General features: G+C 70.2%; 16 protein-coding genes. 6 read left to right on the top strand and 10 right to left on the bottom strand.

Features of this window, described 5'->3' with window-relative positions; genetic code table 11:
* Positions 1–2: 2 nt before the first annotated feature.
* Together ACZ6MZ_RS13975 and ACZ6MZ_RS13970 are read right to left on the bottom strand one after the other, a co-directional pair.
* Positions 3–272 (bottom strand): DUF4031 domain-containing protein, encoded by a 270-nt coding sequence (locus ACZ6MZ_RS13975; protein WP_469351889.1) that lies wholly within the window; start codon positions 270–272, stop codon positions 3–5.
* Positions 269–739: a hypothetical protein gene (locus ACZ6MZ_RS13970; protein ID WP_469351888.1), complete on the bottom strand. Its 471-nt coding sequence runs from the start codon at positions 737–739 to the stop codon at positions 269–271. Before ACZ6MZ_RS13970 ends, ACZ6MZ_RS13975 begins: the two co-directional genes overlap by 4 nt.
* 96 nt (positions 740–835) lie before the next feature.
* On the opposite strand from ACZ6MZ_RS13970, the gene ACZ6MZ_RS13965 reads away from it, so the two are divergent.
* The 3 genes from ACZ6MZ_RS13965 to ACZ6MZ_RS13955 all read left to right on the top strand — a co-directional run bounded on the left by ACZ6MZ_RS13965 (position 836) and on the right by ACZ6MZ_RS13955 (position 4,536).
* Positions 836–1,756: a MurR/RpiR family transcriptional regulator gene (locus tag ACZ6MZ_RS13965; protein WP_384178715.1), complete on the top strand. Its 921-nt coding sequence runs from the start codon at positions 836–838 to the stop codon at positions 1,754–1,756.
* Between the two features lie 147 nt (positions 1,757–1,903).
* A complete protein-coding gene (murQ, locus tag ACZ6MZ_RS13960; RefSeq protein ID WP_469351886.1) occupies positions 1,904–2,923 on the top strand; it encodes an N-acetylmuramic acid 6-phosphate etherase in 1,020 nt (339 codons plus the stop codon).
* A gap of 41 nt (positions 2,924–2,964) precedes the next feature.
* On the top strand, positions 2,965–4,536 hold the full coding sequence (locus ACZ6MZ_RS13955; RefSeq protein WP_469351884.1) for a PTS transporter subunit EIIC: 1,572 nt from the start codon (positions 2,965–2,967) through the stop codon (positions 4,534–4,536).
* Between the two features lie 25 nt (positions 4,537–4,561).
* Here ACZ6MZ_RS13955 and ACZ6MZ_RS13950 read toward each other — a convergent pair whose 3' ends face one another.
* Positions 4,562–5,728, bottom strand: coding sequence for a permease (locus tag ACZ6MZ_RS13950; RefSeq protein WP_469352340.1), 1,167 nt, complete (start codon positions 5,726–5,728; stop codon positions 4,562–4,564).
* Between the two features lie 120 nt (positions 5,729–5,848).
* Positions 5,849–6,508: a DUF305 domain-containing protein gene (locus ACZ6MZ_RS13945; RefSeq protein ID WP_469351882.1), complete on the bottom strand. Its 660-nt coding sequence runs from the start codon at positions 6,506–6,508 to the stop codon at positions 5,849–5,851.
* A 292-nt stretch (positions 6,509–6,800) separates the two neighbouring features.
* Between ACZ6MZ_RS13945 and ACZ6MZ_RS13940 the strand changes: the two genes are divergently transcribed.
* Positions 6,801–6,983: a hypothetical protein gene (locus tag ACZ6MZ_RS13940; protein ID WP_469351881.1), complete on the top strand. Its 183-nt coding sequence runs from the start codon at positions 6,801–6,803 to the stop codon at positions 6,981–6,983.
* Positions 6,984–7,212: 229 nt separating this feature from the next.
* Here the strand turns inward: ACZ6MZ_RS13940 and ACZ6MZ_RS13935 are convergent, their stop codons facing one another.
* Together ACZ6MZ_RS13935 and ACZ6MZ_RS13930 are read right to left on the bottom strand one after the other, a co-directional pair.
* Entirely contained in the window at positions 7,213–7,437 is a 225-nt protein-coding gene (locus ACZ6MZ_RS13935) for a hypothetical protein (protein ID WP_389790096.1), read from the bottom strand.
* Entirely contained in the window at positions 7,434–7,667 is a 234-nt protein-coding gene (locus tag ACZ6MZ_RS13930) for a hypothetical protein (protein WP_389790120.1), read from the bottom strand. The genes ACZ6MZ_RS13935 and ACZ6MZ_RS13930 overlap by 4 nt, the downstream gene beginning before the upstream one ends.
* Before the next feature lie 119 nt (positions 7,668–7,786).
* Between ACZ6MZ_RS13930 and ACZ6MZ_RS13925 the strand changes: the two genes are divergently transcribed.
* Positions 7,787–8,623 carry a helix-turn-helix domain-containing protein gene (locus ACZ6MZ_RS13925; RefSeq protein WP_389790094.1) on the top strand — a complete coding sequence of 279 codons (837 nt, stop codon included), beginning with the start codon at positions 7,787–7,789 and terminating at the stop codon, positions 8,621–8,623.
* Positions 8,607–8,972: a DUF397 domain-containing protein gene (locus ACZ6MZ_RS13920; RefSeq protein WP_469351879.1), complete on the top strand. Its 366-nt coding sequence runs from the start codon at positions 8,607–8,609 to the stop codon at positions 8,970–8,972. The genes ACZ6MZ_RS13925 and ACZ6MZ_RS13920 overlap by 17 nt, the downstream gene beginning before the upstream one ends.
* A 59-nt stretch (positions 8,973–9,031) precedes the next feature.
* Here ACZ6MZ_RS13920 and ACZ6MZ_RS13915 read toward each other — a convergent pair whose 3' ends face one another.
* The 4 genes from ACZ6MZ_RS13915 to ACZ6MZ_RS13900 form a co-directional block, all read right to left on the bottom strand.
* On the bottom strand, positions 9,032–9,409 hold the full coding sequence (locus tag ACZ6MZ_RS13915) for a VOC family protein (RefSeq protein ID WP_389790090.1): 378 nt from the start codon (positions 9,407–9,409) through the stop codon (positions 9,032–9,034).
* Between the two features lie 51 nt (positions 9,410–9,460).
* Positions 9,461–10,378, bottom strand: coding sequence for a transglutaminase-like domain-containing protein (locus tag ACZ6MZ_RS13910; protein ID WP_469351877.1), 918 nt, complete (start codon positions 10,376–10,378; stop codon positions 9,461–9,463).
* Between the two features lie 118 nt (positions 10,379–10,496).
* A complete protein-coding gene (locus tag ACZ6MZ_RS13905; RefSeq protein WP_469351876.1) occupies positions 10,497–11,486 on the bottom strand; it encodes an endonuclease/exonuclease/phosphatase family protein in 990 nt (329 codons plus the stop codon).
* 125 nt (positions 11,487–11,611) lie between these two features.
* The gene (locus ACZ6MZ_RS13900) at positions 11,612–12,541 is read right to left on the bottom strand and encodes an ADP-ribosylglycohydrolase family protein (protein WP_469351874.1); all 930 of its coding nucleotides are present in this window, start codon (positions 12,539–12,541) and stop codon (positions 11,612–11,614) included.
* Positions 12,542–12,626 lie beyond the last annotated feature (85 nt).

Raw genomic sequence — 12,626 nt, 5'->3', positions numbered from 1 at the left:
CGCTAGGCCGCCGGGCGGCCCTTTGGGCGGCGTAGGCCTGCCTCCGTGATCCTGCGTACGAGTTCCTTGGAGCCGATCTCCACCGCGCCCGCGCGCACCGCGTCCTCGTAGTACCGTGACGGGACGTCGTAGTGGTCCCGTTCGAAGGCGCGCGGGGGGCAGCCGATGGACGCGGCGAAGGCGTGGAGTTCGTCGAACGAGACGTCGCTGACCAGGTGCGACCACAGACGTCCGTGGCCCGGCCAGGTGGGCGGGTCGATGTAGACCGTCACGAAGTCCCCGCCCGGCCCGCCGGCCCCGCCTGACCCGCCGAGCCCAGCGCGCCCACCGCCGCGACCGCCACTGCCGCCTTCCCGCACACCCAGTGCGGATCGGGCCCCAGCTCCGGTTCCACATCGAGCGCGTGCGGCTCGGCCTCCTCGCAGACCGGGCAGAGCGGCCAGCGTCCGTACCGCTCCAGCAGTGCGTCCTGGACATCCTGGGCGACCAGCCCGGCCACGTACGTGGCGCCTTCCGGCCACTGCTCGACCCACCAGCGGCGGTGCGAGACCGACTCCTCGACCAGGGACACGACGTCCGCGCGGGCGACATCACTCGCGGCGAGGTCGGCCAGGACCAGGGCGCGGGCGGCGTGCAGCGCCTGCTCCAAAGGGTTCACCTCGGCGTTCACGTCCGGCTGGGCACCGGGATCCGTATCGGGATCCGCAGCGGGATTCACTTCTGGGTTCGCGTCGTCCATCAAGCCATTGTCACCCGTTCGCCGGGCCCACGGTCGTGAGCCGGACCGAAACAGGGGGGGTTGACTACCAGCCAATTTCGAAAATATCTTTCAGAGGTGACCCAAGACGTGAAGGAAAGTTTCAGCGGTGTTACCCCGCCCGCGCCCGCCGCCCTCGCCGCCAAGGTGCGGACCCTCGCGCCGTCCATGACCCGCTCCATGCAACTGGTCGCCGAAGCCGTGGCCGGCGACCCGGCCGGCTGCGCCGCCCTCACGGTCACCGGTCTCGCCGGGCTGACCGGCACGAGCGAGGCCACCGTGGTCCGTACCGCCCGGCTCCTCGGCTACCCCGGCTACCGCGATCTCCGCCTCGCCCTCGCCGGTCTCGCCGCCCAGCAGCAGTCCGGCCGCGCCCCCGCCGTCACGGCCGACATAGCGGTCGACGACCCCATCGCGGACGTCGTCGCCAAGCTCGCCTACGACGAGCAGCAGACCCTCGCCGACACGGCCGCCGCGCTCGACACCGTCCAGCTCGGCGCCGTCGTCGCCGCGGCCGCCGCCGCCCGCAGGATCGACATCTACGGCGTCGGCGCGTCCGCCCTCGTCGGGATGGACCTCGCCCAGAAGCTGCTGCGGATCGGCCTGATCGCCCACGCCCACAACGATCCGCACCTCGCCGTCACCAACGCCGTGCAGCTGCGCGCCGGCGATGTGGCCATCGCGATCACCCACTCCGGCTCCACCGGCGATGTCATCGAACCCCTCCGCGTCGCCTTCGACCGCGGTGCGACGACGGTCGCGATCACCGGCCGGCCCGACGGTCCCGTGTCCCAGTACGCCGACCATGTGCTGACGACCTCCACCGCCCGCGAGAGCGAGCTGCGCCCGGCCGCCATGTCGAGCCGTACGAGCCAGCTGCTGGTCGTCGACTGCCTGTTCATAGGCGTCGCCCAGCGCACGTACGAGACGGCCGCCCCGGCCCTCTCCGCGTCGTACGAAGCCCTCGCGCACCGCCACAGCCCCCGCAGCACCCGCTGACCGGCAGGCCCCGTCCGCACCACCGGCACCCACGCCCACCAGCACCCGCACCCCAGGCACCCGGCACCCAGGCACCCGCACCCACAGGCACCCGGCACCCGCACCCGCGCCCCGCCCCGTGCCCGTAGAAGAAAGAGCCGCTTCTTCATGACCTCCACGCCCGCCGACGCCGCGACCTCGCACTACGGCGAACTCCGCGCGCAGCTCGACACCCTCACCACCGAGGCCTTCCGCCCCGAGCTGGCCGAGATCGACCAGCTGCCCACCCTGGACATCGCCCGGATCATGAACGGCGAGGACGCCACCGTCCCCGCCGCCGTCGCCGCCCAGCTCCCCCGCATCGCCGCCGCCATCGACGCCACCGCCGCCCGGGCCGCCCGTGGCGGCCGGCTGATCTACGCGGGCGCGGGTACGGCGGGCCGGCTCGGCGTGCTGGACGCCAGCGAGTGCCCGCCCACCTTCAACACCGACCCCGCCGAGGTCGTCGGCCTCATCGCGGGCGGACCCGGCGCCATGGTGACGGCCGTCGAGGGCGCGGAGGACTCCAAGGAGCTGGCCGCCGCCGACCTGGACGCGATGAAGCTCACCGCGCTCGACACGGTCGTCGGCATCTCCGCCTCCGGCCGCACCCCGTACGCGATCGGCGCGGTCGAGCACGCCCGCGGGCTCGGCGCGCTCACCATCGGCCTCTCCTGCAACGCGGACAGCGCGCTGGCCGCGGCGGCCGAGCACGGCATCGAGGTCGTCGTCGGCCCCGAGCTGCTCACCGGCTCCACCCGCCTCAAGGCCGGTACGGCACAGAAGCTCGTGCTCAACATGATCTCGACGATCACCATGATCCGGCTCGGCAAGACGTACGGAAACCTGATGGTCGACGTCCGCGCCTCCAACGAGAAGCTGCGCGCCCGCTCCCGCCGGATCGTCTCGCTCGCTACCGGCGCGTCCGACGCCGAGATCGAGGCCGCCCTCGCCGCCACCGACGGGGAGGTGAAGAACGCCATCCTCACCATCCTCGGCGACGTCGACGGACCCACCGCCGCCTCGCTCCTCTCCGACTCCGACGGCCACCTGCGCGCCGCGCTCAAGGCCGCCGGCCCCAGCACAGCCACAGACCCAGGCACGGCCAAAGACACAGGCACAGAGGCAGGCACAGACACCGCTGATTGAACGTCCCGCCCCACCCCTCGCACAGCAAGGCACCACGCACCATGGCACCAACAGACAAGAACCGCGCCACAGCCGAAGCGATCCTCCCGCTCGTCGGGGGCGCCGGAAACATCACGTCCATCGCGCACTGCATGACCCGGCTCCGCCTCGGCCTCAACGACCGTTCGCTGGTCCAGGACGAGGCCCTGAAGGCGCTCCCCGCCGTCCTGGGCGTGGTCGAGGACGAGACGTATCAGATCGTCCTCGGCCCGGGCACGGTCGCCCGGGTCACCCCGGAGCTCGAATCCCTGGTGGAGGAGGAGCGTGCGTCCACTCCGGCGCCCGCACCCGAGCCCCCCACAACCGGCACAGGTACCGGCACCGCCGGCGACCTGGCCGTGCAAGGCGCCGCGCTCAGGGCGGCGCGGAAGGCCAGGAACGCCACCCCGTTCAAGCTCTTCCTGCGCCGCATCGCCAACATCTTCGTCCCGCTGATCCCCGCCCTCATCGGCTGCGGCATCATCGCCGGCCTCAACGGTCTGCTGACGAACCTCCACTGGCTGCCCGCGCTCGTCCCCGCCCTCGCCGCGCTGGCGTCCGGCTTCATGTCGCTGATCGCCGTCTTCGTCGGCTACAACACGGCGAAGGAGTTCGGCGGTACGCCGATCCTGGGCGGCGCGGTCGCCGCGATCATCGTCTTCCCGGGCGTCGCGAACATCGACGCGTTCGGCCAGAAGCTCTCCCCCGGCCAGGGCGGTGTGCTGGGCGCGCTCGGCGCGGCGGTCCTCGCCGTGTACGTGGAAAAGTGGTGCCGCAGGTGGGTTCCCGAGGCCCTGGACGTCCTGGTCACCCCGACGCTGACCGTCCTCGTCTCCGGTCTGGTCACCCTCTTCGGCCTGATGTACGTCGCCGGTGAGGTCTCCACGGCCATCGGCGACTTCGCCAACTGGCTCCTCGCGAACGGCGGTTCAGGCGCGGGTTTCGTCCTCGGCGGGCTGTTCCTGCCGCTGGTGATGCTCGGCCTGCACCAGGCGCTGATCCCCATCCATACGACTCTGATCGAGCAGCAGGGCTACACCGTCCTCCTCCCCATCCTCGCGATGGCGGGCGCGGGCCAGGTCGGCGCCGCGGTGGCGGTCTACTTCCGCCTCCCCCGCAACGGCTCGATCCGCAGGACCATCAAGTCCGCCCTCCCGGCCGGTTTCCTGGGTGTCGGCGAACCGCTGATCTACGGCGTCTCGCTCCCCCTGGGCCGCCCCTTCGTCACGGCCTGCGTCGGCGGCGCGTTCGGCGGCGGCTTCGTCGGCCTGTTCAACCAGCTCGGCGGCGCGGTGGGTTCGACGGCGATCGGCCCGTCCGGCTGGGCGTTGTTCCCCCTGCTCGACGGCAACAAGGGCCTGGGCGAAATGATCGCGATCTACGCGGGCGGCCTGCTCGTCGGCTACATAGCGGGCTTCGTCGCCACGTACTACTTCGGCTTCACGAAGACGATGCTGGCGGAGCTGAACGTGAACACGGACCCGACGACGCCCCTGCCGCTGGGCACGAACCCGGCCCCGGGCCCGGACGCGACACCGGACCCGGAGTCAGCCCCGGACCCGACAGCTCCGCAGCAGGAACCGGCGCGGGCCTGACCGCCCGGGTGGCACACGGCGGCGGTCATCGGTGATCGTCCTGGTGCGCGGCGGGGCCGGTATCGGGTGAACCGCCCATCGTGCGGAACATCCCCGCCCCGCCGGTACGCCAGAAACGCACCAGAAGGGCCGCGGCCAACAGGAGGAAGACAATGTTGAGAAAGGTCGTGTAGTTCCAGCTCACGCCCTCCATCGGGATTCTCGCGTCGGCCTGGTCGGGGATCAGCCCCAGGCCGCCGAAGGCGAACTCCACGATGTAGCCGGCGATGACCATGGCCACGTAGAAGGTGCCGAGCAGGAAAGCGGCCATCTTCGCGCCGTAGTACTTCCGGTAGATGTTGAGGATCGGCAGGATCAGCAGGTCGGCGAAGATGAACGCCACGACTCCGCCGAAGCTGATACCGCCCTTCCACAGCACCACGGCCAGCGGCACATTGCCGATGGAGCAGACGAACGAGGCGATGGCCACCAGCGGCCCGATGACCGGGCCCCACAGCTTGGACGCCAGAGGATGGCCGTCAAAGAAGAAGGTGCGCCAGAAGGAGTCGGGAACCCACGCGGCGATGGCCCCGGCGATCAGCAGACCGATCACCAGGTCGCGCAGGATCGCCGCCCACTCCATGACGAAGACGTGCGACGTCGCCGTGAGCCCCTCCCGCGACAGCAGACGGCGAGCGAAAGGGCCTTCGCGACGGACGGACATGTCCATCGCCGCGTGGCCCTCCATCGATCCGGCGAGCCCGCGCTCGGCCTGCTCTCGCGCCCGCCGCAGCAGTGTGTCCCGCAGGAACAGGCGGAACAGCACCGCGAGGACGATGATCATGATGGGGCCGCCGACGAATTCCGCCACGGTGAACTGCCAGCCCATCAGCAGGGCCAGGATCACGCCGAGCTCGACCACCAGGTTGGTCGAGGCGATCTCGAAGGCCATCGCGGCGGTGAAGTTCGCCCCCTTGCGGAAGAGCGAACGAGCCAGCGCGACGGCGGCGTACGAACAGGAGGAGGAGGCCGCGCCCAGACCGGCGGCGACGACAAGGGTGCGGGGCCGGTCGTCACCGAGGAGCGAGACGACCGTGGATTTCCGTACCACCGCTTGCACCACGGCCGAGAGGGCGAAGCCCAGGATCAGAGCCCAGGTGATCTCCCAGGTCATGGATCCGGTGATCGACAGCGCGTGCAGCACGGCGTGCAGTACGGCGTCCGGTACGGCGCTCATGGGGCCTGACCCTTTCTCGCCGGCGGATCATCAAGGGCGACCCGCCGTTCCGGGCCCTCTTCTGGAGAGCCCGGAACGGCGCTGGTGAGGCAGAGGTCAGAGCCGGTCGAGGATCTTGTTCATCTTCTCGATCTCGGCCTTCTGCGCCGTCACGACCGCGCCCGCGAGCTTCTTGGCATCGGCGTTGCGGCCTTGGTTCTGGAGGGCCTGGGCCATGGTGATCGCGCCCTCGTGGTGACCGATCATCATCTGGGTGAACTTCCGGTCGAAGTCCTTGCCCTGGGCGGCTTTGAGACCGGTCATATCCGTTTCGGACATCATGCCGGGCATCGCTGAGCCATTGGTGGAGCTGCCGCCGTGGTCCATGGCCGGCGTGCCGCTGTCCGCCGAGGGCGAGGCGGGCTTGCCCCAGGACTTCAGCCAGTCCCGCATGGTGTTGATCTCCGGGCTCTGAGCCTTCTTGATGTCCGTGGCCAGGACCTTGAGCTCCGGGTCGGAGGCCCGGCCGTCGGCCAGTTCGGCCATGTCCACGGCCTGCTGGTGGTGCGGGATCATCATCTGCGCGAACGTCACGTCCGCGTTGTTGAACGTGCCGGACGCCGACGCGGAGGAACCGCCGCCGCCGTGGCCCATGCCGGGCATGGCCGCGTCCTTGGAATCGGAGCCGCAGGCAGCAAGCCCCAGGGCCAGAACGGCGATGGTGCCGGCCGCCGCGAGAGCACGACGAAGAGCGGGGGAACGCAGGGAAACAGACATGTCAGGGTCTTTCCGGTGTGGGCGCGCCACAGCAGTGAGCGAGGGCGCGCGCGGCAGAAACAGGGCACATGTGCCGAGCCCGGCCGGAGAGCCGAGATTGGCGGGAAGTGCCTGTCACGTCCGCGTCGTACACACCTGGAGCAGCAGACCTCGCCCGTATATCGGCGGCCCCCGCCGCCCGGTGGTCGGAGCACCCGACGGCCGACGGGGCAGAGCCCAAGCGGCCACAGCGGCAAGCGAGGCGACGGCGAGCAGGCCCGCCGCGGGGAGCGGAAGCCGGTCCCGTACGGGCGTGGCCACACACGTCGACCCGCTCATCCCGTGCGCGCCGACGGCATGGGCCGAGGCGGTGGAATGCGCGGCTGCCCCCGTCGAGTGCGACGAGGAGGCCGAGGACGCGTCGGCCGTGTCGGCCGCGTCCGCGTGCGTGCTCTGCGACGCGTGCGTGGTCTGCGACGCGGGCGTGGAGCCGTGACAGCCCGTGGCGGCGGAGGCCGGGGAACCGTGCATGAGGAACAGGCCGAACAGGACGGCGCACAACGTCAGCCACCGGGCCGCGCCCGGTCGGCATGTGTGCCTGCTGCTGCCCGCCACTGCCGTCGTCCCTCCTGGAAGAGTCCAGCCGTATCCGGTGCCGACGATACCCCCACCGGGTTACCCCGGCAGGCCGGCCCGTCCCCCGTCCGCCACCGGCCCGCCGCCGCTCACGGCAACCGCCGCTCGCGGTTCAACTCCTTCACCCTCGCCCGGAGAACCTCCCCCGGAGTTGCCTGCCGGACGCACTCCGGCGGACAGTCCCACTCCACCCCGCCCCCCGGTGGGCGCAGCTGGACATACGTTCCTTCAAAGCCCATCACCCGTCCCACCCGCCCGTCCCGGGAGTCGACGGCGTACGACCCCAGCTCGGGGACGTACTCGTACGCGCTCATCGCCGCACCTCTTGCAGTACGGCGATGAGCCGCCGCGCCGTGTCGAGGTTGCAGCGGCCGAGGTCGATCAGCGGGGTGGGCTCGTTGCCCGCGGACGACACCGGATCGATCCGCAACGACGGCAACACCACCCCCACCACCCCCAGCCCGGCCCGCAAATTCGCCACCGTCTCCTCCGCCGCCCGTACGTTTTCCACCGTCGCGCGACGCTGCTCGCTCGCTTCGTTCATCACCATGGGTTTCTACCTCCACTCTGAGTATTCACGTTCGCCACACAGAGTGGTCAACCGTCGCTAGGCTGAACAGTGACGGCAGCACAACATCGCGACATGTCCCACCGGGAGTCCCTATGCCTCCGAAGCCCCTCGACCCGTCCGCCTCCCCGCGCGCCATGCTCGGCGCCGAGCTCCGACACAAGCGCGACGAAGCGGGTATGTCGCAGGGCGAGTTGGGCGGGCCGCTGTTCGTCAGCGGCTCGTTCATCGGCCAGCTCGAAGCGGGTATCCGCAGAATGCAGCCGGAGTACGCGACGCACTTCGACCAGGTCTTCCAGACGGACGGCTTCTTCTTGCGCAACTGCATCGCGCTGAAGAAGTCGAAGTACCCGGATCACTTCGCTGCGGCGGCGGAGGCCGAGGCGGTCGCGACGATGATCAAGCAGTCCGCGCTGCTGCTGATTCCTGGCTTGTTGCAGACGGAGGCGTACGCGAGGTCCGTATTCCGTGAGTACCAGCCGACGGCGACGGAAGAGGCGATCGACGAGCTGGTGTCCGCACGACTGGATCGAGCCAGCCTGCTGAAAGATCCAACAACGCCCCTCGTTTGGATGGTGCTTGACGAGGCAGTACTGCGCCGGGTGGTGGGCGGACCCGCGGTGATGGCGGAGGCACTGCGTCACGTCGCGAAGCTGATGCGGCGACATCGAATTATCGCGCAGGTACTGCCGTTGGGGGCTGGCGCTCATGCGGCGATGGGGGGCGGTCTCAAACTGATGGCGTTCAGCGACGCGCCCCCACTCGCCTACCTCGACGGGCTGGGCACAGGCCAGTTGCTCGACGATCCGGCCTCAGTGACCCGGTACGAACTGACCTACGATTTGTTGGGGGCCAGCTCGTTGTCACCGAAAGCATCCTTGGCCCTGATCGAATCAGTGGCGGAGGATTACGCGCATGAAGAGAAGCCTTGAGTACGACCTGAGCGCCGCGTCCTGGCACAAGTCCAGCTACAGCGACGGCAGCGGTGGCGACTGCCTCGAAGTGGCCCGGGACTTCCCCGGCGCCGCAACGTGGCGCAAGTCGACGTACAGCGACGCAAGCGGTGGCAACTGCCTTGAGGTCGCCCAGGACTTCGTGGGCGCCGCGACCTGGCGTAAGTCCACGTACAGCGGCGGAGACGGCGGCGACTGCCTCGAAGTCGCCGACGGCCTCACCGGCATCGTCCCGGTCCGTGACTCCAAGATCCCGCACGGCCCGGCGCTCGTCTTCCAGGCCGCGACCTGGTCCGTCTTCGTCGCCGAGGTCAAGGCGGCCGGCTAGTCCGTTGGTGTTCGAGGAGCGGCGGAGACGGTCAGCCGTCGCGGCCGCTCCTCGACACCTCAGGCCGCCGCCCGCTCCGCCGCGCTGCGCTCCACGCAGAACTCGTTGCCCTCCGGGTCGGCCAGGGTCACCCAGCCCCCGCCGTCGGGACGGCGGAGGTCGCCCACGAGCGTGGCGCCGAGGGCAAGAATGCGGTCGACCTCCTCGTCGCGGGTGCCGTCCTGCGGCTGGATGTCGAAGTGGATCCTGTTCTTGATCGTCTTGCCTTCGGGGACCACGATGAACAGCAGCGTGATGCCCTCCGCCGCGAGCAGCGCCTCGGGGTCTCCCGGGAAGTCGTCATCCGCCAGGGAGGCGCCGAGCACCTCGCCCCAGAAGGTGCCGAGGGCGTAGGTGTCGGCGCAGTCGATCGTTACGTGGTGCACAAGGGAAGTCATGCGCGCCACTCTGAGTCTCTCCGGGCCGGCCTGTCCAAGGGGTTTCTGCTGTCACCGGAGGGTGACCTCGCTCGGACCGTTGAACTGCGCCAGCGACAGCACCGTCTTCGGCGTCCGCAGCCCCTCGTTCTCCTCGAACAGCTTCTTTGCTGATTCGAAAGACACGTCGTCGCCCGCCACCAGCGATACGTCGTCGTACAGCTCACGGATCGCGTCGTTCATCCCCTCGTCGCTGTCCGCGCCCGCCCCCCAGATGTCCCACAGCAGCGTCTCCGCCTTGTTCAACGCCGCGAGGTCGAGCCGGACGTTGCCCGCCACGAACCACTCCCCGATCAGCGCCATTTCGGGGATCTGGAGCCCGAACGTCTTCGGGTCCGCCTCGCCCGCGCGGATGGCCCGCCATGCCGATCCTGCGACCAGGAAGCGGTCGCGCGGCACGTCCATCGGGTCGAATCCCACCCTGAACGTGTCGATGACCAAGGCATTGGCCAGCTGCGGATCGGCGAGCAGCCAGCCGCGCTCGTCGTCCCAGTACTCGGTCACCACGTGGTCTGCGTGGAAGCCGTCCGAGCCGAAGTAGTCGGCGAAGCCGGACCGCAGCCGGGCGGGGACGCCCGCGTGGCGCAGGAACGAGCAGAACAGCAGCGCGAAGTCGCGGCAGATGCCGACGAAGCGGTCACCCATCTCCCGCCGCTGCGCGAGCGGCGCGTCGTCGCGCTCGGTGATGATGCGCAGGATGTCGTCGATGTAGCGCGTCTCGGCGTCGTTGTGCAGGCGGTCCTGCGGGATGGCGTAATGGAAGAGCTCGCCCTCCATGCGGTGGACCATGAGATCGCGGACCACGCGGGCGAGTTGAGCCGGATCGCGCGGGAGATCGGCGTAGAGCGGGGCGAGGGCGCCCGGGTCGGAGAACGCGCTCTGGGCGGCGTAGAAGGCGGCGGCGTCCGGTGCGAGGCGGGCGGATGGCATGGCTGGACCCCCGAGGAATATCGGCCACACGTTCGATTACCGGGCCGGTGCTGCACACCGTGCCAAATGTCCCCCGGTCGTGTCCAGATGCCGCGGGCCGGCGCGTCAGAGTCTCGCGTCAGAGTCTGATGCGGGCGGCGATGGGCATGTGGTCGCTCCCCGTCGTGGGCAGCGTCCAGACGTGCGTGACGGACGCCGCTCGGGTCATGATCTGGTCGATCCGGGCCAGCGGAAAGGCCGCCGGCCAGCTGAACGCGAAACCCGAGGGCGGGGAATCCAACTGCGAGCTGACCGGGGACAGACCGCGGTCGTCCACCGTGCTGTTGAGGTCCCCGAGCAGAATCACCCGGTCCAGCGGCTCAGCGGCTATCGCCGCCCCGAGCAGCACGGCGCTCTCGTCCCGCCAGGCCGAACCGAACCCCTTGCTCGGACTGAGGCGCACCGACGGCAGGTGGGCGACGTACACGGCGACATCACCCTGCGGCGTCCCGGCGGTCGCCCTCAGCCCACGCTCCCAGCCCTCCCCGATTCCGGCCGGCTTGATGTCCACCCGCCGTATGTCGGCGAGCGGATACTTCGACCACAGCCCGACCGTTCCGATGACCGCGTGGTGGGGATAGTCCGACGCCAGGACTTCTGCGAACAGCGGCACGGCGGAGGGAGTCAACTCCTCCAGGGCGATGAGATCGGCCCGCGCCCTGACCAGTTCCCTCGCTGTGCCCGCCGGATCCGGATTCTCATCGCTGACATTGTGCTGAAGCGCGGTGATGTCGTACTCCGAGCCGGCCCGGGAAAACGCCAGACCGCCGAAGAGACTGACCCACGCCACCACGGGCACCAGCAGCACGGCCAGCCCGACGACCGAGCGGCGCAGCAACGCCACACCCATCAGCACCGGAACGGCCAGGCCCAGCCAGGGCAAAAAGGCCTCCAGGAGACTGCCCAGACGGCCGACCGCATTGGGCACGGCGCCATGGAAGACCAGCAGGCAGCCCACCACGACGGACAGCCCACCGAGTACGCGCTCCCCCGTCCCGAACCTGAGCGGCAGCCAACGAGCCCTCGCTCCCCGCGTCCCCGATATCGCCTTCCCCGCCTGCTCCACCATCGCCCACTCACCCTCAAGCCCGCCCCGATGCCGCACCCTACGACGACGCAAACCCCCCAGCCCCGGTTCCCGGCCCCCGCCGACGTCCCGGGGCGCGGCCGAGGCCGGTCCGGTGCTGGACGGGTTCAGGCTCCGAGGCGGTGCGCGAGGTCGAGCAACTGCGGCAGCTGGAGCACCCGTCCGCCGGACCCCGGCAGCGGAACGTGCAGGGGCTCGGTCCAGCGAGTGGGGATCGCGTCCAGTCCGTAGTACGCACCCGCGAGGCCGCCGGTGACCGCGGCGACGGTGTCCGTGTCACCGCCGAGATCGATCGCGGCGCGTATCGCGTCCTCGTAACTGGCCGTGGTCCGCAGGGCCCAGACAGCGGAGCCCAGGCATGGCCAGACGGCTCCGTTGAACTCGGTGGCCTGATCGGGGTGCCAGTCGGCGGCGAGGACCGTGGCGTAGCGCGGGCGGTGGTCCGGGTGGACGAGGTCCACGATCCCGGGAAGAGCGGCAAGAGGCTCGACATCGTCCAGCGTGACCCGGACGAGTTCGTGGAAGACGGCCGTGCCTTCCCAGGCGGCGCGATCTCCGTGGGTCAAGGCAGCGATGCGCCGGGCGGCGTCCATGGTGGCCTGCTGTCCGCCGCGTGCGAAGTAGACCGCGGAGGTGGCCGCCCGCATCAACGAGCCGTTGCCCGCGGCGCGCCGGTTGACCTGGAAGTGAATGCCGGCCGCCAGGTCCCAGGGCATGCCGTTGGTGAGGACATCCTCGGTCTGCAGGCCGATGTCCTTGGGCTCGGATGCCGCCCATCGCTGGAAGCGGCCAAAGATGTCGGGCAGATCCAGTCCGCCTCGTTCCAGCAGTGACTCCGCCACCAGGACGGCCATCTGCGTGTCGTCCGTGGCCTCGCCGGGATCCCAGCCGCCGCCTCCGCACATCTCGCGGTGGGCACCGGGCGCCGGGAACCGTGCGGAGAATGCTCCCGCCGGGCCGAACTCGAAGGGGCCTCCCAGCGCGTCACCCACCGCCGAGCCGATGACCGCGCCGGCGGTCCGCTGTGTCCGTTCCACATCGTCAGGTTATCGGCGCGCGGTCCGGGGGCGGCTTCCTTCGGGCCGGGCCCGGAAAAACACCCGAGGGCGGCACCCCTGGGAT

The sequence above is a fragment of the Streptomyces sp. NPDC042201 genome (genome assembly GCF_055582185.1).
The sequence above is the reverse complement of the archived record's forward strand: the minus strand, read 5'-3'. Positions and strand labels throughout refer to the sequence as shown.